Genomic DNA, 22333 nt, shown 5'->3' on the forward strand with positions numbered 1-22333 from the left:
CGGTGGCTCGGCCTACGGGCTCAGTGTCTTAGCCAGATGCGGCGGGGATGGCGAGTCGCAGCACGTCGGGTACCCACTCGAGCTGGAGCTCGTCGACGGCACCGAGGTGGTCACCATCGAGCTGGTGACCGAAGGGATGCATCCCGGTCACGGTGACGTCGCGCACGTCGTCGATGCGCTGCACGACGCTCGGATCGGTGTCGCTCAGGCTGCCGTTGGCGCGGAACACCGCAGAGAGCACGTCTAGCGCGTCGGCGAATCGGAGCGACCGCAGTCCCACCACCGACAGTCCGGTGCGCAGCGTTGCTGCGGGGGCGATCCGAACTGGACGGCTCCCGAGGAAGGTGTAGGGGTCGGTGTTCGCCGCGACGACAACGAAGCAACCGTCGATCGTCGCCGTTGTTGGAGCCGTTGTACGCACGCTCAGCGTGCCGGTCCGGCGGTCGTAACGGCGCAACAGCGTGTCGATGCCCGCGAGGAGGAACAGCGGGTGGCCGAGATAGCGCTTGAGTGTCGGGTGCCGCTCGACCTGCTCCACGATCGCAGCGTCGAGCCCCATGCCGCAGTGGAACAGGAAGTAACGACCCGAGGTGCGTCCGAGCCCCGCTGAGGTGATGCTGCCGATCTCGAATGCGTCAAGGACGGCGTCGGTTGCCGCCAGCGGATCGTCGGGCGTGCCGATCGTCCGTGCGAACACGTTGGTAGAACCGCCCGGCAATGCGGCGAGCACGCAGTCGGTGCCGGCGACCCCGTTGGCGGCTTCGTTGAGCGTGCCGTCGCCGCCGAGCACGACCACCGCGTCGGTGCCGGTTGTGGCCGCCCCGCGTGCCAAGCGAGCCGCGTGCCCTCGCCGGTTGGTGAAGGCCACCTCGGTGTCGTGCCGCTCCGAAAGCGCCGTGTGGATGAGCACGCGCGTGCGGGCCGTGGTCGACGATGCCGAATCGTTGACCAGCAGCAGGACACGCACCGCGCAAGTCTCGCCCCGACGCGAGCCTGCGAGCGCCATCAAGCAACAGGTTCGGCAACGAGACCGTGAGTGAATGGGCTGCAGCGCCGACGCGAGCGTGTGGGCGCCATGAGACAAAGCTGGAGCTTGCGAGCACTACCGAACAATGGGTGTGGCAACGAAGCCGTGAGTCGGCAGACTGCCCGGCCATGAAGGTCGTTGTGTGCGTCAAGCAGATCCCAGACCCGGCTATCCCGGGCGAGCTGGTTCCCGAGACCGGCACGCTGAACCGGGACGACAAGCTGATCCTGGACGAATCCGACTCGTACGGCGTCGAGATGGCGCTGCAGCTCGCCGAGGCCGCCGGCGGCGGCCAGGTGTCGCTGGTGTCGATGGCACCGCGTTCGGAGACGAGCGGTCTGCGGACGGCGCTCGCCATGGGCGCCGACGATGCGGTGCTCATCAGCGACGATGCGCTCGCCGGCAGCGACGCGCTCGGCACTGCCAAGGTGCTGGGTGCCGCGATCGCCGAGCTCGAAGCCGACCTCGTGCTCGCGGGCGTCGAGTCGAGCGACGGGTACACCGGCACCGTCCCCGAGATGATCGCCGGCGTGATGGGGCTGCCGTCGATCACGTTCGCAAAGCAGATCGAGATCTCCGACGGCGTCGCCAGCGTCCAGCGGCAGACCGAGGCCGGCTACGACCAGGTGGAGTGCGCGCTTCCGGCCGTCGTGTCGGTCACCGCGGGCGTGGTCGAGCCGCGCTACCCCTCGTTCAAGGGGATCATGGCGGCCAAGAAGAAGCCGGTCGACTCGAAGGACCTCGCAGCCCTCGGCATCGATGCCGCTGCGGTCGGCGTGGCCGGGGCTCGACAGGAGACGGTCGAGGTGACCGATGCGCCCGAGCGCGAGGCCGGCGAGATCATCACCGACGAGGGCGATGCGCACGCCAACATCGTCGAGTTCCTGACCGAGCTCAAGGTCATCTGAACCGCCCGCCAGCTATCGGCTGACTCAGCTCCCTGATCCACTCACCCACGAAACCGACTGGAACCACCCGCAATGACGCTTGCACAGATTCTGCTCTTCGCTGAAGGCGACGCCGACGGTGCCTCCGGCCTCACCCTGGAGCTGGCCACCAAGGCCCGCACGCTGGCCGACACCGTCACCGCATTCGCACCGGCACACGGCGAGACCATGGCTGCCGAGCTGGGCGCGCACGGCGTGTCGACCGTGTACGCACTCGAAGGGCTCGGCGACGGGCTGGTCGGCGTTCACGCTGCCGCGGCGCTGGCCGGGCACATCGAAGCCACCTCGCCCGATGCCGTCTTCTTCGGCCAGACCACCGACGGGCGCGACACCGCCGCCCGCTTGGCAGTGCTGGCGGATCGTCCCGTGTCCACCAACAACGTCGGCGCCGAGATCGTCGATGGGGGCCTCGTCACCGAGGAGCCCATCTTCGGCGGCACGCAGAATATCTTCACTGCGTACCGGGCGCCGGCACCGGCGCTCGCGATGTTCCGCCCGAAGAGCTTCGAGGCCGAGCCCAGCGGCGGCGGGGCGGCTGCGGTCGAGAGCGTGGCTTCAGTCGACCCCGGCGAAGCGGGACGTGCGACGGTCACGGGTCGCCATGCCGAGGAGCGCTCGGGCCCGCAGCTCGATGACGCCGCTGTGGTGGTGTCGGGCGGCCGGGGGCTGGGCCAGCCCGAGGCGTATTCGATGGTCGACGAGCTGGCGGGCTTGCTGGGGGCCGCGTCCGGCGCTTCGCGCGCCATCGTGGATGCCGGTTGGGTTCCCTATGCCAAGCAGGTGGGCCAGACCGGCAAGGTGGTGAAGCCCAGCGTCTACATCGCCTGCGGCATCTCAGGCGCCACCCAGCATCTGGTGGGCATGAAGGGCTCCAAGAACATCGTGGCCATCAACAAGGACCCCGAAGCGCCGATCTTCGGCGTTGCCGACTTGGGCATCGTCGGCGACGTTCACAAGGTGATGCCGGCGCTGATAGAAGCCCTCAAGTCGCGCTGAGCCGCTCGTCAGACCAGCGGCCAAGGCCAGCGGCGGCCGCCGTCGTCATCAGGGAATCTGCCGAAGTCGGCGAGCCACTCGGCGCGTTCAGCGAGCGCGCTGAGTTCGTCAGGTCGAAGCCATTGCGCGAGATCGGCGGGCGGTTCGGCGGCCGCTCCGATGGAAGCGCCAAGCTCGTCGTCGAACGGTTCGCCCCCGAAGTCCCAGATAACCGTCCGCAGCTTGAAATCGCTGGCGAAGCACAGGCCTTGGTCGATGCCGTAGATCGGTCCCCAGCGTGACGCCAAGCAGTGACCCGACTTGCGGTCGGTGTTGTTGGCGATGAGATCGAACGCACAGATCCGCCGCAGGTCGCCATGGTGCCGGTCCTCGGCGACCAGCGTGAAGTAGTGCTCTGTGAAGTCCGCGTCGATGAAGAGCTGAACCGACCCCACCCCGAGCGGGCCGTCGCGCTCGACCGTGGGCGGAATGACGTGCCATCCCAAAGCCTCAGACAGCTCGAATGCGGCGATCTCGCGCCGGTACAGGCCGGAGGGAAAATCCCACAGCGGCCGCTCTCCCCGCTCCGGCTTGTAGATCGCGGCCGTCGGCGTGGTGGCGTGGTCGATGCGCACCAAGAAGGTGGCGTTGCTGCTGTACGGCATCCGTCCCAGGATCGAGATGTCGCCCTGCTGCAGCACCTCCAAGGCAACGGTGGTGGGCGCGTCCCAAACGACGGGCAACTCGAGTTGCTCACCGTCTTCGCTCCGGGGCAGCACATGGTGCGGGGCCGGTTCGTTCATGCCGAACCGTTGGGTCGTGGAGCCATCAGGTGCGGGGCGGACGGTGCCCGTTGCGCATGCCGAAGTCGCGGCCTTCCTCGACGAGCAGCAGTGCTTGCTGAGCGAATCCGAGTGCTGTCGCGTAGTCGAGATGGATGCGGGCTCGACCGCCGGTGCGCTCGTCGTCCTCGGGCGACATCTCTCCCGCAGCGCCCGAGTCGGCTTCGGGATCGTCGTCATCGTCATCGATCTCGTCGGCGATGACCACGATCACCTTGCCCTCGGTGTCCATGCCGGTGGCGAGGCGGCCGACGGTCCACGCGGCGGTCACGGGTTCGACCAGCTCGCCGAAAGCAGCCGCGGGCCCCTCGTAGCTCTCGCCCTCGAGCAATTCGCTGAGCAGGTTCGCCAGCGCCCAGACCTGCCCCTTCTCCAGCTTCAGCGAGACCACATGGCCGGCCTCAGTTGCCTGCAGGAAGAAGATCCGCTGGCCGGGCGGCCCGACGGTGCCCGCCACGAACGTGTCGGGATTGCGGAGGTCGAAATCGTCACTCATGCCGGAGCCAATGCTGCGAGATCGGACGTGCTGTTGGTGGCCAGCACGACGGGGCCGTCAGCGGTGTACAGGATCGCAGTCACCGAGCACGGCGACACCACGATCCGCTGGAAGAGATCGAGATGGGTGCCCATGGCGTCTGCCACCAGCGCCCGAATGGGGTCGGCGTGGCTGACGGCGACCACGGTGGCGCCGCGATGGCGGGCCGCCAGCTCGCTCGCCGTGGCCGCTATGCGCGCCTGCATCTGTCGGAATGTCTCGCCGCCGGGGAAGCGAAAGCCGCTGGGGTAGCGCTGCACCTGCGACCACGCCGCCAGCTTGCGCAGCTGATTGAGCTTGCGGCCGGTCCATCGGCCCATGTCCGCCTCGTTGAGACCGTCATGGGTGCGCACGCGGCGTCCGAGAGCGGCAGCAATCGGCGCGGCCGTCTCCTGGGCACGCTCCAGCGGGCTGGCATAGACAGCCGCCACCCGGCGACCGCCTGCGGCGATGCGCTCCGCGGCACGCTGCGCCTGCTGCGTTCCGGCCTCTGACAGGTGCACTCCGGGTCGTCGGCCGTACAGCTCGACGCCGGTGGTCGGCGTGAGTCCGTGCCGGACGAACAGCAGCAATGTGGGTCGAGTTCGGTTCGGCACCGGGTCGAAGCTACTTGCCTGGCACACTCGCAGGGTGAGCGCCCCACCGAGCTCGCCCGGCGATGTCACGAGCAACGCGGCCTTGCGCTTGCTCAACGACGAGGTCGCAGCATGCAGGCGTTGCGACCGCCTCGTCACGTGGCGCGAGCAGACCGCCGCCGACAAGCGGGCGGCATTCGCCGACGAGGACTACTGGGGCCGTGGCGTGCCCGGCTTCGGCGACCCTGCCGCAGCGGTCGTGCTCGTCGGCCTGGCACCGGCTGCACATGGCGCGAACCGCACGGGCCGGATGTTCACCGGCGATCGCTCGGGTGACTTTCTCTATGCGGCCCTGCACCGCTGCGGTTTCGCCAACCAGCCGACTTCCGTGCACGCCGGCGACGGGCTAGCGCTGCGCGACGCGTACATCACGGCGGCGGTGCGCTGCGCGCCGCCGGCCAACAAGCCTGCTCCTGCCGAGCGAGACGCCTGCCGGCCATTCCTCGAGCGCGAGCTGGCGCTGCTGGTCAATGCTCGCGTCGCAGTCGCCCTAGGCGCATTCGCGTACGGCGTGCTGTGCACGATCGGCGGCGTGCGGCCCCGGCCCCGCTTCGGCCACGGTGTGATCGCCGACGTGCCTGCCGCCGACGGGTCAGCCAAGCCTCCGCCGCTCGCCGGCATCTCCCGCATCATCTGCTCGTTCCATCCCAGCCAGCAGAACACCTTCACCGGCCGCCTCACTGCGGACATGGCCGATACGGTGCTCCGCGATGCGCGCCGGCTGGCGAATCTGTCGCCTGGCTGAATCGATGAGGCCCCACCTGAAGCGGGGTGCATGTCTGTTGGCTGCCTTGCTGGCATCGGCGGGAATGTTGGCGTGCTCGGCCACCGTGATCGAGGTGGAGCCGGCAACCGGCGATACCGACGCTGATGTGCTGCTTGGCAATCCCGGCACGCTGGTTCCGCCGACCGTCACCGTCGATGGCGCACCGGGGTTGCTCGCGATCGAACCGCTCATCGCCTTCATGGATGCGTGCGTGGGAGACGCGGGTCTCGTCGGGCCTTGCCACTGTGCGGCCGACCGCATCGAGGGCAGCCTGACGGTCATCGATCTCGAAGTGTTCGAGGACCGCATGTCGGGTGCGCTGGAGTTCTCTCCTGAACTGGCGGCCGCCTTGGTGGACTGCCGTGAGGCCGAGCCGCCGCCCGAATGGTCTGATGCCCAACGGCAGACGTACCTGGACGCGTGCTCGGCCGGTTCAGACCGGATGAGGAGCCTGTGCGCCTGCTCGCTGGCCCGTGCTCAGGAGGTCATCCCCGCCCACCGGCTGAACGAGTTCCTCGCGAGCAACGAGGTTCAGCCCGGCATCGTCGACTTCCTGAACCTCTGCCTCTAGCCCCTATTTCTTGGTGGGCTCGGGCAGCAGGGCGGGCTTGTCCCACGCGAATTTTGGCCAGCGGACACGCGACTTCTCGCTGAGCTTGTGCATGAGCGCGATGGCACCCGGATCCTCGTCGCCGGGGCGCCCGATCAGCGAGCCGTCGGCGAGCATCTTCATGATGATCTCGCGGCCGATGTCGGTGCGGACGATCGTGAGGGTCCAGTCGCTGTACTTGCCGATGCCGCCGGTGGAGATGTCGGCATGCTCGGCGGCGAAGTCGGGGCAGTGGTTGCAGCCTTCGCGGGTCCAGGCGTGGCACTCCTTGAGGTTGATCTCGTAGTAGCCGCCGTCGTGGGTCCAGATCTGGAACACGCCCTTGATGTTGGTCTTGCGGATCCGGTGGCGGTCGAGACCGTACTTCTGCTCGAACAACTCCTCGAAGATGGCTTCGTCGAACGACTTCGAGCACAGCAAGCCGATGTTCAGCACGAAGCGGTTGCCGACCTTGCCGACCTTGCGCGACTTGGCGACCGGCACGATCGAGCTCTGGCAGCTCATGCCGACCAGCGCGATCTTCTGTGCGCCGGCCTCCATTGCCTCGTCGTAGGCGAGCGTGTTGGCTGAGTACGTGTAACGGCTGCCCGCGCCGCGCAATACGTCGTCGCGGTTGAAGGCCACGCCCGGCGAGGCGGTCCACTGGTTGCCCTCGCCCTCGCCGACGTACGACGTGAGGGCGGCGTCGATATAGCCATGGTCGAGCGCCCAGATGAGGATCGCCGACACCAGCCCGCCGTCCTGACCGATCTCGTGGACGAAGTCGTCGGACGCCCTAGTCAGGATGATGTCCTTGAACACACCCGATGGCTCGTCGACGGTGCGGTGCCGGCCGAACATGAAGTCGTCGGCCTCGTCTTCCCATGTGCGGAATCGAGGGCAGGCGCGGGTGCAGCTCGTACAGCCCTTCTGGCCGTGGCCGCAGTCTTCGAGGCCGAGTTCTTCTTCGAGGTGGAATGGCGTGAACCCGCCCTGCACGTGCTCGTAGCCGATGACGTCGTGCGGGCAGGAGATCACGCAGCCGGCGCATCCGGTGCACAGCCCGGTGGTGATGACCTCGTCGTACAGCTCCTTCCACTGGAAGGTCCAGCGCTGCGGCGCCCCGTTGGGAGTCGGAGGTGACTCGGTCATGGTCATGGTCACAGGCTACGTCAGGTGCCCCGTAGCGCTACGAGTCGATTGCCTGGTAGCTGAAACCGCTGCTCAGGGCTCTAGGGTGGCGCGCCGTGACAGAGGCTGAACTGCTGGAGCTGCTCGAGCAGGGACGGGTGGCGACCCTCGCGACGATCCGGTCCGACGGTCGCGTCGACCTGGTGCCATGCACCTATGCGTTCGAGGACGACGTGGTGGTGACAGCGGTCGACCACAAGCCCAAGACGACCATGGACCTCAAGCGGCTCGACAATGTTCGGCGCTTCCCCGAGGTCACGATGCTGATCGAGCACTACGACGACACAGACTGGGAGCGCCTGTGGTGGGTGCGCCTGCGAGGGCGCGCTGCGGTGCACACCGAGGGTGCGCAGCACCGGCATGCGATCGAGCTGCTGTGCAAGCGCTACCCGCAGTACGCCGCGGAGCCGCCCGTCGGCGCCGCCATCGTCATCCAGCGCACCGAGCTCACTGGCTGGTCCGCCACCGGCTGAGCGCCCTCGGCAGGATTCGAACCTGCGCACATGGCTCCGGAGGCCACTGCTCTATCCCCTGAGCTACGAGGGCTGCACGCCCGGACGGTTGCCGGGGCTCACCGACCGGTCAAGCTACCGACCGCCGTCGCGCCCCGCTCCGGCGACGAGCATCGGGCTGGTGCCCGAAATTGTCCCGAGGTTCGGCATCCGGCAGGGATAGGTTCGCTTCGGTGATGGAGCTGTGGTGATGGAAGCAGCGCTGACAGGCGCTATCTCGGCAGCGTTGACGCGCCTCGGCGTCGACGCTGACCCGTCGCGCATCGGCCTCGAACGCCCGACTCGCACCGATCACGGCGACTGGTCGACTAACGCCGCATTGGTGAGCGCGAAGGGAGCGGGGCTGGCGCCTCGCGAGCTGGCCCAGCAGCTCGCCGCGGAGCTCGACGGCGCCGCCTTGCCGCATCTCGAACGAACCGAGGTGGCCGGACCCGGATTCGTGAACATGCACCTGGCGCCGTCATGGCTGCACGAGGTACTCGGCGCGGTGCTGCGGGAGGGCACCGAGCAGTACGCACGCCTCGATGTTGGCAGCGGGCAGACAGTGAACCTGGAGTTCGTGTCTGCCAACCCCACCGGCCCGCTGCATGCCGGCGGTGGCCGCTGGGGCGCTTTCGGCGACAGCCTCGCCCGCCTGTTCCGCCGCTGCGGCTACGACACCGTCACTGAGTACTACGTCAATGACCGCGGCACGCAGATGGACCTGTTCGGGCGTTCGCTGGCGGCTCGCTTGGCGGGCGAACCGGTACCCGATGACGGCTATCACGGCGAGTACGTCACCGAGTGGGCGAACGAGTTGGCCGTCGAGCTTGTGGCAGACACCGCAGTTGACAACTCAGGTCCTCGGGCCGCGCTCGAGGCCCGGGGTGGCACCGCCTTTGCGGCATCGTGGGGCCGCGAGCGGGCGTTGCGCGACGTCGCAGAGTCGCTAGCGGCGATGAACGTGGGCTTCGACCATTGGCAGAGCGAGGCATCGCTCGTGGATTCGGGCGCCATGGACGATGTCATCGAGCGGCTTCGCGATGCAGGGCGGGTGTACGAAGAGGACGGCGCTGTCTGGCTCGCGACCAGCGAGTTCGACGATGCCAAGGACCGGGTCTTGCGTCGCAGTGACGGCGAGCCCACGTACTTCGTGCCCGACATCGCCTACCACCACGCCAAGTTCGGCCGCGGTGACCGCGTGATCGACGTGCTGGGTGCCGACCATCACGGCTATGTGCCGCGCATTGCGGCGGCCATGCAGATGCTCGGGCATCGCGCCGAGTCCTATGAGGCCATCGTCGGCCAGAACGTGACCCTCATGCGCGACGGCCAGGTCATCGAGCTGTCCAAGCGCACCGGCACGATGGTCGAGGTGCGCGAGCTCATCGACGCGGTGGGTCCCGACGTGTCGCGTTTCGCGTTCCTGCTGCAGTCGATCGATTCCCGCCAGACCATCGACATCGACCTGCTCTCGGCGCAGGCTGCGGAGAACCCGGTCTTCTACGTGCAATATGCGCACGCTCGCATCGCGTCGGTCGGCCGTCGCGCTGAAGCCGACGGCGTTGCCCCCCGGCCGCCGCCAGGCACCGAACTCTCCCCGCTCACCGGCGATCGGGAACTGGCGCTCTTGCGGGCGCTCGAAGTGTTGCCGTCGGTGGTGGAGATCGCGCTCCGAGAGCGAGCGCCGCACAAGGTGACGACTTGGGTGCGCGACCTGGCGGCTGCGTTCCACGGCTTCTACCACGACTGCCCGATCCTGCACAGCGAAGTGTCGCCGGAGGTGCGTGATGCCCGGCTCTGCCTCACCGAGGGCACGCGCATCGGCTTGGCGATCGGCCTCGACCTGCTCGGCGTGGATGCGCCCGAGGCGATGTGAGCGGGAAGCGACGGTCTGGCAATGATCACTGAACCGCACAGCACGGCGGCCGCTGAAGGCGAGGCGCCGGGCGACGATCCCAGCGGCCCGATTCCGCTGCGCTTGCTCCCCGACACCGCTCGCGTTTCAGAGCAGGGGCATCTGCACCTCGGTGGCTGCGACCTCGTCGACCTCGCCGCCGAATTCGGCACACCGCTGTTCGTGTACGACGAAGCACACCTGCGCGCCCGCTGCCGGGAAGCCGTTGGGGCCTTCGACGGGGGGGTGGCCTATGCCGCCAAGGCCTTCCTGTGCGCCGCCATGGCCCGGCTCGCCATCTCCGAGGGCATGGACATCGACGTCGCCAGCGGCGGTGAGCTGCAGACGGTCCTGCGAGCCTTCGACGGCGACGCCGCCGCAGCTGATAGCGACGTGGCGCAGCGCGTCGTGCTGCACGGCAACAACAAGTCGGTCGCCGAGCTGGCGATGGCGCGCGATTCAGGCGTGGGCCGCATCGTGGTCGACTCGACTGCCGAGCTGGACCGCCTCGACGAGCTGCACCGTGCCGATGGGGCAGTGCCGCGAGTCCTGCTGCGGGTCACTCCGGGTGTCCGGGCTGAGACGCACGAGTACATCTCGACCGGGCAGGCCGACTCCAAGTTTGGCTTCGGCATCGGGCAGGGAGTGGCGGTCGCCGCCGTTGAACGTGCAGCCGAGATGTCGTCGATCGAGCTCGTGGGCCTCCACTGCCATATCGGCAGCCAGGTGTTCCGCGTGGAGAGCCTGGCCAGAGCGCTCGATGTCGTCGCCGAGTTCGCAGCGCCCTTGTTCGGTGACGCTGGTCCAGCTGCTGGCAGTCTCGAGGAGCTGTCGATCGGCGGGGGACTCGGCGTCGCATACGTCGAATCGGAGCAGGCGCCCACCATCACCGAATGGGGGGCAGCGCTGCGTGAGCGCTGGCGATCGCTCAGCGAGCGCTATGGCTTCGAAGCCCGTCTGGTGGCCGAGCCCGGGCGTGCCGTCGCGGCTGCGGCCGCGGTCACGCTCTACACGGTGGGCAGCATCAAGGAGGTGCCAGGTGTGCGCACCTATGTCGCCGTCGACGGCGGCTACGGCGACAACCCGCGCCCGATGCTGTACGGCAGCGACTACACCGCATTCATGCCCGCTCGTGCGGGCGAGCCCCGTCCCGATCGAGTGCGGATAGTGGGCAAGCACTGCGAGTCGGGCGACGTGATCGTGCGCTCTGCCCCGATGCCGGCGGGACTCGCCCCGGGCGATCTCGTTGCCACGCCGGTGACGGGAGCCTACGGCTATTCGATGGGCGCGCCCTACAACCGCATCGGCCGCCCGGCAGTCGTGTTCGTGGACGGCGGCGACGCCCAGCTCGTCATCCGTCGCGAGACCGTCGACGACATGCTCGCCCTCGACGTTCTCTGACCCCGCCGTAGCCGGGGACCAGGCCGCAGCGAGACAGGCTCGTTCGGGTATGGCTCGCCGAAATCGGCAAGCCAGAACTCGTCAATCGAGGCCATCGCGCACATGGGTCGACTCGGCCTCTGCCAAATAGTCGGCCCACGCTTCGCAGTTGTCGCGCAAGTCGGCGTACTGCGCCTGCACTCGTCGACCGAATCTCAGCCGGCGCAGGGCGTCTGCGGCTCGACGTTGGGAGTCGCTCACACGCCGAGTATTGCGTCTGGACATAGATTTGTGGGATGGGCGATAGCTCGGGCCCTCGCTGCGGGTCCGGTGCGGCTGTGTTGGGCGTCGTCGTTCAGGCCGCGCTACGGGGGTGTTCCGTGCCTCGACCGAACTCAGGCTGACTGAGTGCTCCCGGCTGTCCTTGCCGTCGTCGGTGCGCTCGTCGGCGCGGCTGCTGGTCCCGCCGGCATCCCCGCGGGGGCTGCCATCGGCTACCTGATCGGACGGGACATCGGGTCTCGTCAGATGCGCTCTCGCCTGGACTCGCTCGAACGATCGGTCGAGGGCCTGCGCCGCTCTGATTCTCCGCCCACGTCGTCGGAGACGCTGCAAGAGGCTCTTGGAACTACGCACCCGACTCCCGCGCCCGACCCAGATCGTCCGCCAACACCCGAGAGTGCGCCCGAGCCAGAACGCGAGCCCGACTCGCCTGAGGCCGAGTCCGAGCTCGAATCTGCATCAGACGGCGCACAGGAACTCGAGCACGAGGTTGAGCCGCAGCGTGAGCGGGAGCCGCCTGCCGAAGTGTCCGAAGCTGAGTCCGCACCGGCGCCGCCGCCCCGCGCGCCGCGTCCGGCGCCACCGCCCCGCCCAGCGACAGCACCGCGCCCGGCGCCAGCGCCGCGACCTGCACCGGCGGCCGGGGCGCGGCGACCAGCTCCCGTGCCCCGGCCGGGGCTGCCCGCGGCTCGACGGCAGCGGGTGCCTCGTCGGCCGGCGCGGCCCGCAGAGCCGGGCTGGGTCGCAGGTGCTGTTGCCCGTGCGCGTACGTGGCTACTGACCGGCAACTCGCCCGTGAAGATCGGGATCATCGTCTCGCTGATCGGGCTCGGTTTCCTTCTGCGGGAAGCGGCTGTGCGCGGCTGGGTGGACTTCACGATCGAGATCCGTCTGGCAGCAGCGACGGTGTTCGGGCTCGGATTGCTGGGCTTCGGCTGGCATCAACGAACGAGACGACCGATCTACGGCCGCAGTCTGCAGGGAGGCGGGATCGCCGTTCTGTACCTGGTGACACTGGCCGCGTACGCGCTGTACGACCTGCTGGCACCGCTGCCGGCCCTAGTTGCGGTGGTGCTGATCACTGTTGCAGCCGGTGCGCTGGCCATGATCCAAGGCTCGCTCACGCTGGCGATGCTGGGGCTCGTCGGCGGCTTCTCCGCGCCCTTGCTGGCCTTCGCGTGGCCTCAGGATCATTTCGAGGTGTTCGGCTTCTATGCGGTGCTCGGCGTCGCCGTCGTAGCCGTGGGCAGGCGAATGGCATGGCCGACCTTGGTGCTGTCCGGCTACCTCTTCACGTTCGTCGTCGCGGGGCTGTGGCTCTTTGCCCGCGAGGGGAACAGCGACTGGATGCAGCTGCAGCCGTTCGTGGCGTTCTTCGTGCTGCTGTACACGCTTGTGCCGCTGGCGTGGCCGCCGGTGCCAGCGGATCGCGACGAGCCCGTCGGCATCAAGGACACGTGGATCACCCCGCTGGTGTTCTGCACACCATTCGCCGGGCTGGCGATGCAGGCGCTGCTGGTCAGCCACCTGCGCTACGGGGTCGCGGTCAGCAGCGCCGCGCTCGCTGTCGTGCACGCCGCGTACCAGCAGCTTTCGCGTCGTCTGAGGGGCACGGGCAAGCAGATCGAGGTCGCCTACGCGGCGCTCGCCGTGGTGTTCTGCGCCACGGCCGTTCCGCTGTTCCTGGGCGCGTCGGCCACCTCAGCCATCTGGGCGGTGCAGGGTGCGGTGCTCGTGTGGGCCGCCTCACGGTGGGGCTCGCGGTTGGCGCTGCTCGGCGGCACTGTCCTGCAGGCCATCGCTGCGGTCGCGTACGGGGTGCGGCTTGCGGCCGACTCCGTCGACTTGGACTCGCCCGCAGTCTTCGGGTTCTGGGCTGAGGCCACACCGGTGATCAATGTGTACGCGCTCGGCGCGGCCATGCTGACGGCCTGCGGACTCGCCAGTGCAGAGTCGTTGCGCCGGTCGTCGCATTTCGCGGCTTGGCGGCCATGGCCGCAGAACCTGGCACTGGTGTGGGGTGCGGGCTGGTTCCTCTTTGCTGAGACTGCCGCTGTTTGGCTACGGCTTGGATTGCTGCCAACGGTCGGGCTGTGGGCGGTGCAGGGCGCTGCCCTGACGTGGGTCGCATCGAGACGCCGTTTGATGCCGGTCGCGGTCGTGGGCATCGCAATGCAGGCAGCGGCGGCCGTCGCGGCCGGGTTCAAGCTGAGCGACGACGCTGCGGGTCGGTCGCCTGGCTCGTTCGAGTTCTGGGCGGACACGCCGCCGGTCGTCAATCAGTACTTCGCCATCACGGTGTTCTTGGCGGTGTGCGGCATCGCCAGCGCCACAGCTGTCTCCCGATTCGTCGGCGGCCGTGATGATGCCTGGCGCGCTGTCATGTACTCGGCCCTGGCGCTGGGCGGAGGTTGGTTCCTGTTCGCCGAATCCGTGGAGATGTGGGTGCGGGCGGGGCCCTTTGCCCTGTCGGCGCTGTGGACGCTCGAAGGAGCGGCGCTGGTGTGGTTCGCAGCGCGGCGCCGGATGGTGCCTGGAGCGGTGCTCGGCACCCTGTTGCAGTTCGCTGCCGGCGCGGTCTATGCCATTCGGTCGGTTGAGGACCGTTTGGCTGCGGAAGGTGCGAATGGCGCGTCTGCACTGAGCTTCTGGGCAGACGAGACCCCGTTGCTCAACCAGTACTTCGGCGTTGCCGTATTGCTGGCTGCCTGCGGTGTTGCGAGCGCCGTGATCGTCTACCGGTCGTCCTCCGCGCTCGGCGAACTCCGTGTCCCGCTGATGTGGCTGTCGCTGCTGTGGGGTGTCGGCTGGTGGTTCTACGCCGTCGCGGCGCAGATCTGGGTGGTGACTGACGACTACCGGTTGTGGGGATTGTCATTGCTGGTGGTTGGCACGTTGTCAGCGTTGGTGACCGCTGGTCGATCGCTGCGGTGGAACGAGCTGGAGTGGGCCGGCGTGCTGATGCTGCCGACGCTCGGCGTGGCGTTGGTGATCGCCTTGGCCACCAAGGACTACCCGTCTGCGGACTGGGGCTGGACAGCGTGGCCGATCATGATCGTGGCCTATGTGGCGTTCTTGTGCACCGGCAGCGACCGGCTGAATGCAACCGGACTCTACGGCGGCTTGTACTGCGTGCTGAGCGTGTTCCTGGCCGCTGAGGTGTACGGCCAGTTGGAACAGGTCGCTGGTGGTGAATGGCCGCTCTACGGCGCCGCTGCTGCGGTGCTGCTGTGGCTGGAGGCAACCGTGCGTGCCCGTCCGGTCGCGTCATGGATCGTGGGCGACGGCTGGCGTTGCTGCCTGCTGTATGGCATTACTCCGGTTGTCTGGACGGCTGCTGCGGGTGCAGGCATTGCTGTGGTGAACCACCCTGGAGCTGTCGATCCGCTGCTGTTCCTGCCGATCCTGAATCCGATCGACATCTTCGCCGCGGCCTCGGTCATCCTGCTGCTGAGATGGAAGCGCGAGATGGTCGCCGAGCTGTCTGCTGATGAGGACAGCCTGACACCTGCCATCGGGAGTCTGCTGCGCCTGGCGGCGACACCCTGGCTCGCGGCTCTCAGCGTGGCGGGTGTGGCAGTGCTCACGATGAGCGCTGCTCGGACGGTCCACCACTGGGCGGACGTGCCGTTCGAGCTGAGGTCACTCGTGTACTCCACTGAGCTGCAGGTGGCACTGTCGATCCTGTGGGCTGCGACCGCGTTGGCGGCGATGGTCGTCGGTGTGAGGGCGGCCGACCGGCGCATCTGGATCGTCGGCGCGTCCTGGATGGGCGTCGTAGTGATCAAGCTGTTCTTGGTCGACCTCGCAAGCCTGGCCGCGCTGCCGAAGGCCGGTTCGTTCATCGGCGTCGGAATCGTGCTGCTGGTCGTCGGCTATCTGGCGCCGGTTCCGCCATCGCAAGCCAATGCCGAGAGATCAGACGACGATCCGGAAACGCACAGCCGATCCTCGAGTGGGACGGCTGTGTGACCGCCTAGGCCGACAAGCGACGCGAGGGTGCTCGGCAAAATCGTTGCGGGGGTGCCGGTGCGCTGGCGGTACCGTTTCGGCCGTGCCTGAAGCTGCTGCCGAGCCTGCGCCGTCCTCTGCCGCTCATGCGGCCGGGCCACGGCCCCTGCGCGTCGGCATCCTGGGCTGCGGAAACGTCGGTGCCGCGCTCGTTGCGATCCTGCGGCGCGATGCAGCGCACCTGGCAAGCCGCACCGGGCTGGACTTCGAAGTCACCCGGGTCGCGGTCCGCAATCTCAGTGCTGAGCGGACAGTGGAGCTGCCAGAGGGCGTGCTGACCCGCGACAGCGAGTCGCTGGTGGTGGACGACGATGTGGACGTCGTCGTGGAGGCGATGGGCGGCATCGAGCCGGCTCGGCACTTGGTCAGCGCCGCACTCGGTGCAGGCAAGCCGGTCGTGACGGCCAACAAGGAGCTCATCGCCAACGTCGGCGAGGAGCTGTTCGCCCTGGCTGCTGCCAACGGCGTCGACCTGGCATTCGAGGCGGCTGTCGCCGGCGGCATCCCGCTCATCGGCGTGCTGCGCAACTCGCTCATCGGCGAGCGCATTGCCCGCGTGATGGGCATCGTGAACGGCACCACCAACTACATCCTCACCCGCATGACCGAGGACGGGGCCGACTACGCCGACGTGCTGGGCGAGGCGCAGCGGCTGGGCTATGCCGAGGCCGATCCGACCGCTGACGTGGAGGGCTTCGATGCGGGCGCCAAGGCGGCGATCCTGGCCATGACGGCGTTCGGCGCCAAGGTGGTGGCCGGCGACGTCTACCAGGAGGGCATCAGCGGCATCGGCAAGGGCGACATCGCAGCAGCCGCCCGCATGGGCCATGTCATCAAGCTGCTTGCCGTGGCCGAGCGTCAGAACGGCGAGATCGCCGTGCGGGTACACCCGGCGATGGTGCCGGTCGACCACCCACTGGCCTCGGTGCGCGATGCCTTCAACGCGGTGTTTCTGGAGGGTGAGGCTGTCGACGACCTGATGCTGTACGGGCGCGGTGCGGGCGGGTTCCCGACTGCCAGCGCCATGCTGGGCGACCTCATCACGGTGTCGCAGAATCTTCGCCGCGGCGTGTGCGACGGCTTCGGCCCGCTCGCTGCGGCCCGCTTGCGGCCCATCGACGAGACCTACACCGCGTACCACCTTCAATTCGATGTCACCGACAAGCCAGGCGTACTCGCTGCGGTGGCCGGCGTGTTCGGCGAGCACGGTGTGTCGATCCGCTCGGTCGAGCAGACCACCCGGGCAGGGGCAGCCGACGACATCGCTCACCTGGAGTTCATCACCCACCGCGCCCGCGAAGCTGACGTGGCCTCCACACTGCGGGACGTGCGCGATCTCGACGCGGTGCGGCGTATCGGCAACGCGATACGCGTGATCGGCGAGTAACTGCCGGGATCTGCCGAGGCGACCATGCGCTACGTGAGCACGCGGGGTGACGCCCCGGTCCTGGACTTCGGCGACGTGCTGCTCGAAGGCTTGGCCGCCGACGGCGGGCTATACGTGCCCCGTGAACTGCCCGCGCTCAGCGCGAGCGATCTGAGGGACTTTGCCGAGCTGGAGTACCACGAGGTGGCGACACGGGTGCTGGCACCGTTCGTGGCGCCGTCACTGAGCCCCGACGACCTGGCACCGCTCGTACAGGACGCCTACGCCACGTTCACCCACACCGATGTCGTTCCCCTCAGCGCGCTGGCGGCTGGCGAGCACCTGGTGGAGCTGTTCTGGGGGCCGACGCTGTCGTTCAAGGACGTCGCGCTGCAGCTGCTCGGGAGGCTCTTCGAGCACGAGCTGGACCGGCGCGGCAGTTTCATGACTGTCGTCGGAGCCACCTCGGGGGACACCGGCTCTGCAGCGATCGAAGCGTGCCGCGACCGGGCAGGCATCGAGCTGGTGATGCTGCACCCCGCTGGCCGGGTCACCGAGATCCAGCGACGCCAGATGACCACCATCGACAGCCCGAACATCCACAACGTGGCCATCGACGGCACATTCGACGACTGCCAGGACCTGGTGAAGGCGCTGTTTGCCGACCGGCCATTCCGCGAGCGAATGCGATTGGGCGCGGTGAACAGCATCAACTGGGCCCGCGTCGCGGCCCAGACCGTCTACTACGTGACGACCGCAGTCAGGCTCGGCGCTCCCGAGCAGGCCGTGTCGTTCTGCGTGCCGACCGGCAACTTCGGCAATGTGCTCGCAGGCGATGTGGCCCGGCGCATGGGTCTGCCCATCGACCGTCTGGTGGTAGCCACCAACCACAACGACATCCTGGCCCGCACCTACCGCACCGGCGCAATGGCCATCACCGAGGTCCGGCCTTCCACCAGCCCTGCGATGGACATCCAGGTGTCGAGCAACTTCGAACGGCTGCTGTTCGAGCTAGGGGACCGGCAAGGTGCTGCGCTGGCTGCCGACATGGCCCACTTTCGGGCCGAGAACTCGCTGACGCTGACGCTCGACGTGATGGACGGCCTGCAAGCGGGCTTCGATGCTGGCTCGGCGAGCGAGGACGAGGTATCGGCCACCATCGCAGCAGTGAACGAGGTCGACGAGCGGCTCATCGATCCCCACACGGCCGTAGCACTGACCGTGGCACGACGCGATGCTCCCACTGACGGCTGGACTACGCCCATCGCAGTCATGGCCACCGCGCACCCGGCCAAGTTCGGCGAAGCAGTACTCGAGGCCACTGGTCAACAACCTGAGATTCCTCCTGCGCTAGCGGCTCTCGCAAGCCGCGAAGAGCACCTCACCGCGCTTCCGAACGATTTAGCCACCCTCCGCGACTTCGTCACCGCCCGCTGCGCCCGCTGAGTCTCCAGATAGCGGCGCGTCGCCGCCAATGCTGCCTCGGTCGGTAGGTGAGGGTGCCGACTGACAGACTCGTACCGGCCGAGTCTGGTCGATGTGTTGAGCGATTCGAACGAGGAACGTCGGGCGGCGTCCGTCATGCGGTGGGAGTTTGCAGCGCTGGCGGTGCTCGTTGTGCTGCTCATCGCAGTGCTGCTGGCTGACAGGTCACCAGACGTCGACGGCGCCGATGCGACCGGCAGGAGCGCAACGGTCAACGCCACCCCAACCGTCGGCGGGGGCGACGAGGCACTGCGCGGGGAGCCCCAGCAAGCGAGGGGAACAGTGCTGATCGCACCCGAGCCGATCGATGAAGTCCGCGAGTCGGACGTCGGCCAACACCTCCTCGATGACGGGAACGGCGCCGGGGCAACTGACTCCACTGCGGTCACCGACCGGCCCACAGAGGCAGCTGATCCGCAAGAGCCTGAGTCCGACGACACCCAGCCCGTGGGGATACTCGATGTCTCTCGCGCTGATCCGGCGTCGGCGCGCTACACCCTCTTGGCGCCCGGCGCAAACCACGTGTGCGGCTTGCAGGCCGAGGGGACAATCGGGTGCTGGGGATCGAACAGCTCGGGTCAAGCCGATGCTCCCGACGGAACATTCCGAGATGTTGCGTCAGGCAACAGCTTTTCCTGCGGCGTGCACACCGAGGGGTCGCTCGAATGCTGGGGTTGGAACCACAAGGGTCAGACTGACGTGCCCGCTGGTGAGTTCGTCGCTGTCTCAGCGGGCAGTTGGCACGCATGCGGCCTGCGTACCGACGGCAAGGCCGCATGCTGGGGTGCCAACGACAGCGGCGAAGCCGAACCGCCATCCCTGCAGTTCACGGCGGTCGAAGCCGTCGAGAATGCGGCATGCGGCCTGACGGTCGGGCGCTACATCGAGTGCTGGGGCGGAAGCTTCCTCGGGCGCGTCAAGGCACCCCGAGGACCCTTCGTGTCCATGTCTGTCAGCGATGACGGTGGCGTCGCCTGCGGTTTGCGCACAAACGGAACAGCTCACTGCTGGGGGCGGGAGTACTCACAGGACTGGGGTGTGCCATCTGGCGAATTCGTTGCCATCGCAGCCGGCGGCTGGCACGCGTGTGGACTCCGCGGAGACGGAACGTTGGCGTGCTGGGGCGACAACCGAGCCAGCCAGTCGAGGGCGCCGGCGGGCCGCTATACGGCGATCGCTATGGGGTCGTTTCATTCGTGCGCGTTGCGCGCTAGCGGGGAAATTGCCTGCTGGGGGCAGCCAGAAAAGTCCCGGACTCAAGCGCCGGCCGGGGAGTTCACCGACGTCGTCTCCCGGGAGGGCCGGAATTGCGGCTTGCGAGTCGACGGCGCCGCAGTGTGCTGGGGACTCCAGTATGACGGCCGCGACAGCGCGCCCGGGCGAGAATTCGCGTTCCTCGGCACCGGCTCATCGCACGCCTGCGGCTTGCGCGGCGACGGCACCGCCGAATGCTGGGGCGAGAATCACCATGGACAGCTCGACGCGCCCGCGGATCAGTTCGCTGCAGTCGACGGCGGCCGCTACCACACGTGTGCGATCAAGACTGACGGATCGGCCGTTTGCTGGGGAAGCTCACACAACACCGCGACAGGCCGCCACTACGTGCCGCCCGGACATCTGAGCGCGATCAGCACAGGCGGCTCTAGGGCATGCGGCCTTCGAGCTGACGGAACCGTGCTGTGTTGGGACTCTTCAGGGCCCGTGAAATCGCCGTTGCAACAGTTTTCTTCGATCTCAGTCGGAAACGGGCACGCGTGCGGCGTGTCGACCAATGACGAGGTCGAGTGTTGGGACTCGAACTCGCAAGGTCAGGCTGTCGCTCCCGCCGGCCGGTTTGCGGCGGTGTCCGCGGGCGACGGCTTGACGTGCGGCTTGCGCACTGGCGGCACGGTGGTGTGCTGGGGCTCGAACCTGTGGGGCCAAGCAGAAGCGCCCGACGGACGCTTCGTCGCTGTATCGGCTGGCGCTTGGCACGCTTGCGCTCTCGGCTTCGATGGCGAGGTGACGTGCTGGGGCGACAACAATGAGGGCGAGCTCGAGGTCCCCCCAGGACCGTTTGCCCACATTGCCGTCGGCAGGAACTTTTCGTGTGCACTGCGCGCCGAGGGCACCGCGACGTGCTGGGGCAACGGCGGCAGAGGCGCGTTCGCACCGGGCAGCGCGATTGATGACGAATAGGAGAGCGCCGTCTCCCGGAGCAGCGGAATGCTGCGCTGTCCGGCGTGTCTCTCTCCGCCGGTAGTCGCACGGGACGGCTGGCGGTAGCGTCGGCGCTGATCGACGGTTCCCTAGTGCAGGGTTCGCTCGGGCGTCGCGGGACCGGATCGCTGGGTCGGGCGACAAGGCCTGTCACAGGAAAGACAGACTCACTTCGCTCACCCGCTGGGCGCGGTGGGAGCAGGCGGGAGCTTGCGAGGTAGCCATGTCAGACATGCCGGATCGTGCCTTGCTGGAATCCAAGGAGCGAGACGAGCTGCTGCAGATCGCCGCAGCGCTCGGCGTTGAGGTAGCGCCCCGCGCCCGCAAGAACACCATCATCGGCGCGATCCTGGCGCCCGAGGGCGAGGCGAGCACCGGCGAGGAACAGGGCGACGGCTCGGCTGACGCCGAGGCCGCGCCCGAGGCTCCGGCGGTCACCAAGCGCACCCGCACGCCCGCGCCGCCGGCCGATGCAGCGCATGGGGCCGCTGCTGACGCTCCGGCAGAACAGCCGGCAGCTGCGGGCGACCCGCGTGCGTCAACCGAAAGTGCCGCCGAAGCGGAGGGGGAAGCCGGCGACGCAGCCGACTCCGCGGCGGCCGCGCCCGATGCTCCGGTGGCCGAGGAAGGCAACCGACGGAGCCGCCGGCGAGGTCGAGGGCGCGATGACACGCAGATTGTCGGCGAGACCGTGCACTGCGACGGCCTGCTCGACCTGCGCGACGAGGGTTACGGCTTCCTGCGCACGAACGGCCCGCTGCCGTCGGCCGACGATGTCTACGTCGCAGCCCGCCAGGTGCGCCAGTACGACCTGCGCCGCGGCGACCGGATCACCGGTGTCAGCCGCCCGGCCGCCCGCAGCGAGCGCAACCCTGCGCTGCTGCGCCTCGACACGCTCAATGGCGAGCCGCCGCCCGAGCAACCCGAACGAGCGCTGTTCGACGACCTCACGCCGGTGTTGCCCACCGAAGCGTTGCCGCTGGCCGGCGAGCAGAGCGCCGGTGCCTTGGCAGCCATCGACCGTCTCTCGTTGATCGGACTCGGCTCTCGCGGCTTGCTGACCGCGAGCGGGACGCGGTCCGCATCCCCGCTGATCGCTGCCATGGCCGCTGCGGTCGGCGATCAGCATCCCGACGTACATCTGATTGTCCTGCTCATTGCGGAGCGGCCCGAAGACGTCACCGATATGACGCGCCGGCTCGAGACGTCGGGCGAGGTTCTGGCATCGACATTCGATCGGCCTCCCGAGGAGCACCTTGCGGTCGCCGAGCTCACGCTGGAGCGCACGAAGCGCATGGCAGAGGCCGGTGCCGACGTGGTCATCCTCTTCGACGGCTTGACGCGGCTTGCGCGTGCCTACGCGGCCGGGAGCAACGGGAGACATCAGCCGACCGACACCGTGGGTGCGGCCATCACCTCGACACTGAGATTCTTCGGCGGCGCCCGCAACCTGGAAGACGCTGGTTCCATCACGATGTTGGCGACAGCGCGTACCTCGACGGGCAACCAGGTCGATGACCTCGTGGCGGCACGGCTGCAAGAGGCTGCGAACCTGGAGATCGCGCTCGGCGAGGGCCTGCCCGGCACCGCTGAGCTGGACGCGGGCGAGGTTTCCCTCGACAGCGACCGCAGCTTCAGCCTCGGCGATCACCGCTGACCAACTCGTCGCCAAGGCCCGGAGTCCTTAGGCTGATTGGCCCAGAGCCTTCGAATCA

The 22333-nt window shown here is 68.2% G+C and carries 18 protein-coding genes and 1 tRNA gene; 12 read left to right on the plus strand and 7 right to left on the minus strand.

Features of this window, described 5'->3' with window-relative positions:
* Positions 1 to 28: 28 nt before the first annotated feature.
* Positions 29 to 1006 carry a diacylglycerol/lipid kinase family protein gene (locus ACOGXD_RS09515; RefSeq protein ID WP_419914524.1) on the minus strand — a complete coding sequence of 326 codons (978 nt, stop codon included), beginning with the start codon at positions 1004 to 1006 and terminating at the stop codon, positions 29 to 31.
* 149 nt (positions 1007 to 1155) lie between these two features.
* Here ACOGXD_RS09515 and ACOGXD_RS09520 point away from each other — a divergent pair, with 149 nt between their 5' ends.
* Both ACOGXD_RS09520 and ACOGXD_RS09525 read left to right on the plus strand, forming a co-directional pair.
* Positions 1156 to 1935: an electron transfer flavoprotein subunit beta/FixA family protein gene (locus ACOGXD_RS09520; protein WP_419914526.1), complete on the plus strand. Its 780-nt coding sequence runs from the start codon at positions 1156 to 1158 to the stop codon at positions 1933 to 1935.
* 72 nt (positions 1936 to 2007) lie between these two features.
* Positions 2008 to 2970, plus strand: coding sequence for an electron transfer flavoprotein subunit alpha/FixB family protein (locus ACOGXD_RS09525; protein ID WP_419914528.1), 963 nt, complete (start codon positions 2008 to 2010; stop codon positions 2968 to 2970).
* 8 nt (positions 2971 to 2978) lie between these two features.
* Here the strand turns inward: ACOGXD_RS09525 and ACOGXD_RS09530 are convergent, their stop codons facing one another.
* The 3 genes from ACOGXD_RS09530 to ACOGXD_RS09540 are packed head-to-tail and all read right to left on the minus strand — an operon-like array spanning position 2979 to position 4922.
* On the minus strand, positions 2979 to 3752 hold the full coding sequence (locus tag ACOGXD_RS09530; RefSeq protein WP_419914530.1) for an SCO1664 family protein: 774 nt from the start codon (positions 3750 to 3752) through the stop codon (positions 2979 to 2981).
* A 25-nt stretch (positions 3753 to 3777) separates the two neighbouring features.
* Positions 3778 to 4287: a DUF3090 family protein gene (locus ACOGXD_RS09535; protein WP_419914532.1), complete on the minus strand. Its 510-nt coding sequence runs from the start codon at positions 4285 to 4287 to the stop codon at positions 3778 to 3780.
* Positions 4284 to 4922 carry an MSMEG_4193 family putative phosphomutase gene (locus ACOGXD_RS09540; RefSeq protein WP_419914534.1) on the minus strand — a complete coding sequence of 213 codons (639 nt, stop codon included), beginning with the start codon at positions 4920 to 4922 and terminating at the stop codon, positions 4284 to 4286. The genes ACOGXD_RS09535 and ACOGXD_RS09540 overlap by 4 nt, the downstream gene beginning before the upstream one ends.
* Positions 4923 to 4956: 34 nt before the next feature.
* Between ACOGXD_RS09540 and ACOGXD_RS09545 the strand changes: the two genes are divergently transcribed.
* Together ACOGXD_RS09545 and ACOGXD_RS09550 are read left to right on the plus strand one after the other, a co-directional pair.
* Entirely contained in the window at positions 4957 to 5706 is a 750-nt protein-coding gene (locus ACOGXD_RS09545; RefSeq protein WP_419914536.1) for a uracil-DNA glycosylase, read from the plus strand.
* 37 nt (positions 5707 to 5743) lie between these two features.
* Positions 5744 to 6298 (plus strand): hypothetical protein, encoded by a 555-nt coding sequence (locus tag ACOGXD_RS09550; RefSeq protein ID WP_419914538.1) that lies wholly within the window; start codon positions 5744 to 5746, stop codon positions 6296 to 6298.
* 3 nt (positions 6299 to 6301) lie between these two features.
* On the opposite strand, the gene ACOGXD_RS09555 is transcribed toward ACOGXD_RS09550, so the two are convergent.
* A complete protein-coding gene (locus ACOGXD_RS09555) occupies positions 6302 to 7474 on the minus strand; it encodes a Coenzyme F420 hydrogenase/dehydrogenase, beta subunit C-terminal domain (protein ID WP_419914540.1) in 1173 nt (390 codons plus the stop codon).
* Between the two features lie 89 nt (positions 7475 to 7563).
* Between ACOGXD_RS09555 and ACOGXD_RS09560 the strand changes: the two genes are divergently transcribed.
* Positions 7564 to 7980, plus strand: coding sequence for a TIGR03668 family PPOX class F420-dependent oxidoreductase (locus tag ACOGXD_RS09560; protein WP_419914542.1), 417 nt, complete (start codon positions 7564 to 7566; stop codon positions 7978 to 7980).
* A 1-nt stretch (position 7981) separates the two neighbouring features.
* Here ACOGXD_RS09560 and ACOGXD_RS09565 read toward each other — a convergent pair.
* A tRNA-Arg gene (locus ACOGXD_RS09565) sits at positions 7982 to 8053 on the minus strand.
* Positions 8054 to 8209: 156 nt separating this feature from the next.
* On the opposite strand from ACOGXD_RS09565, the gene argS reads away from it, so the two are divergent.
* Positions 8210 to 9877, plus strand: coding sequence for an arginine--tRNA ligase (gene argS / locus ACOGXD_RS09570; protein WP_419914544.1), 1668 nt, complete (start codon positions 8210 to 8212; stop codon positions 9875 to 9877).
* 21 nt (positions 9878 to 9898) lie between these two features.
* Complete coding sequence (gene lysA / locus ACOGXD_RS09575) at positions 9899 to 11296, plus strand: diaminopimelate decarboxylase (protein ID WP_419914546.1); 1398 nt, start codon at positions 9899 to 9901, stop codon at positions 11294 to 11296.
* Between the two features lie 81 nt (positions 11297 to 11377).
* Here lysA and ACOGXD_RS09580 read toward each other — a convergent pair whose 3' ends face one another.
* A complete protein-coding gene (locus ACOGXD_RS09580) occupies positions 11378 to 11536 on the minus strand; it encodes a hypothetical protein (protein WP_419914548.1) in 159 nt (52 codons plus the stop codon).
* Between the two features lie 816 nt (positions 11537 to 12352).
* Here ACOGXD_RS09580 and ACOGXD_RS09585 point away from each other — a divergent pair.
* The 5 genes from ACOGXD_RS09585 to ACOGXD_RS09605 all read left to right on the plus strand — a co-directional run bounded on the left by ACOGXD_RS09585 (position 12353) and on the right by ACOGXD_RS09605 (position 22275).
* The gene (locus tag ACOGXD_RS09585) at positions 12353 to 15529 is read left to right on the plus strand and encodes a DUF2339 domain-containing protein (RefSeq protein WP_419914550.1); all 3177 of its coding nucleotides are present in this window, start codon (positions 12353 to 12355) and stop codon (positions 15527 to 15529) included.
* 82 nt (positions 15530 to 15611) lie between these two features.
* Entirely contained in the window at positions 15612 to 16955 is a 1344-nt protein-coding gene (locus ACOGXD_RS09590) for a homoserine dehydrogenase (protein ID WP_419914552.1), read from the plus strand.
* Positions 16956 to 16979: 24 nt separating this feature from the next.
* The gene (gene thrC, locus ACOGXD_RS09595) at positions 16980 to 18380 is read left to right on the plus strand and encodes a threonine synthase (RefSeq protein WP_419914554.1); all 1401 of its coding nucleotides are present in this window, start codon (positions 16980 to 16982) and stop codon (positions 18378 to 18380) included.
* 93 nt (positions 18381 to 18473) lie between these two features.
* Positions 18474 to 20597 (plus strand): RCC1 domain-containing protein, encoded by a 2124-nt coding sequence (locus tag ACOGXD_RS09600; RefSeq protein WP_419914556.1) that lies wholly within the window; start codon positions 18474 to 18476, stop codon positions 20595 to 20597.
* 244 nt (positions 20598 to 20841) lie between these two features.
* Positions 20842 to 22275: a hypothetical protein gene (locus ACOGXD_RS09605; protein ID WP_419914558.1), complete on the plus strand. Its 1434-nt coding sequence runs from the start codon at positions 20842 to 20844 to the stop codon at positions 22273 to 22275.
* The last annotated feature ends 58 nt before the right edge of the window (positions 22276 to 22333 follow it).

The organism is Candidatus Poriferisodalis sp. (assembly GCF_965204125.1).
Lineage (GTDB): Bacteria > Actinomycetota > Acidimicrobiia > Acidimicrobiales > Poriferisodalaceae > Poriferisodalis.

What these genes read in the sequence shown, in the direction of transcription:
- ACOGXD_RS09530 (WP_419914530.1), bottom strand. Translation starts at nt 3,752, where the DNA reads ATGAACGAACCGGCCCCGCACCATGTGCTGCCCCGGAGCGAAGACGGT.
- ACOGXD_RS09535 (WP_419914532.1), bottom strand. Translation starts at nt 4,287, where the DNA reads ATGAGTGACGATTTCGACCTCCGCAATCCCGACACGTTCGTGGCGGGC.
- ACOGXD_RS09605 (WP_419914558.1), top strand. Translation starts at nt 20,842, where the DNA reads ATGTCAGACATGCCGGATCGTGCCTTGCTGGAATCCAAGGAGCGAGAC.
- ACOGXD_RS09520 (WP_419914526.1), top strand. Translation starts at nt 1,156, where the DNA reads ATGAAGGTCGTTGTGTGCGTCAAGCAGATCCCAGACCCGGCTATCCCG.
- argS (WP_419914544.1), top strand. Translation starts at nt 8,210, where the DNA reads ATGGAAGCAGCGCTGACAGGCGCTATCTCGGCAGCGTTGACGCGCCTC.
- ACOGXD_RS09525 (WP_419914528.1), top strand. Translation starts at nt 2,008, where the DNA reads ATGACGCTTGCACAGATTCTGCTCTTCGCTGAAGGCGACGCCGACGGT.
- thrC (WP_419914554.1), top strand. Translation starts at nt 16,980, where the DNA reads ATGCGCTACGTGAGCACGCGGGGTGACGCCCCGGTCCTGGACTTCGGC.
- ACOGXD_RS09515 (WP_419914524.1), bottom strand. Translation starts at nt 1,006, where the DNA reads ATGGCGCTCGCAGGCTCGCGTCGGGGCGAGACTTGCGCGGTGCGTGTC.
- lysA (WP_419914546.1), top strand. Translation starts at nt 9,899, where the DNA reads ATGATCACTGAACCGCACAGCACGGCGGCCGCTGAAGGCGAGGCGCCG.
- ACOGXD_RS09555 (WP_419914540.1), bottom strand. Translation starts at nt 7,474, where the DNA reads ATGACCATGACCGAGTCACCTCCGACTCCCAACGGGGCGCCGCAGCGC.